The organism is Vibrio sp. 1288, assembly GCF_033344475.1.
In genome coordinates this window covers 1-512 of sequence record NZ_JAWPOX010001156.1, presented here as the reverse complement: position 1 = coordinate 512, position 512 = coordinate 1, and the positions used below count along the sequence as shown (strand labels likewise).

General features: G+C 46.9%; 1 pseudogene. It reads left to right on the top strand.

The annotated features are described in order from the left end of the window. A pseudogene (locus tag R8O11_RS31420) lies at positions 1 to 432 on the top strand (beta-ketoacyl-ACP synthase I); the annotation flags it as partial. Positions 433 to 512 lie beyond the last annotated feature (80 nt).

Below are 512 nucleotides of genomic sequence, written 5' to 3'. Positions count from 1 at the left end.
ACTTCTGATGGCTACGACATGGTAGCACCTTCAGGTGAAGGCGCTGTGCGTTGTATGAAGATGGCAATGCAAGACGTTGACAGCATTGATTACGTTAACACTCACGGTACGTCTACTCCAGTTGGCGACGTAAAAGAGCTAGGCGCAATCCAAGAGCTATTTGGCGACAACAGCCCAGCAATCTCTGCAACAAAAGCGATGACAGGTCACGCTCTAGGTGCGGCTGGTGTTCACGAAGCGATTTACTCGACTCTAATGCTAGACAACAACTTCATCGCGCCAAGCATCAATATTGAAAACTTGGATGAAGCGGCAAAAGGTCTGGATATCGTGACAGAAGCTCGCGACGCAGAGCTAACGACAGTCATGTCAAACAGCTTTGGCTTCGGTGGTACCAACGCAACATTGGTTATCAAAAAATACCAAGCGTAATCAACACCAAAGCTAACTGAATTTGTTGGTGTTGTTCATTGTGATTTGAATGCCCACAAACCAGTTTCCAGAGCTTGATC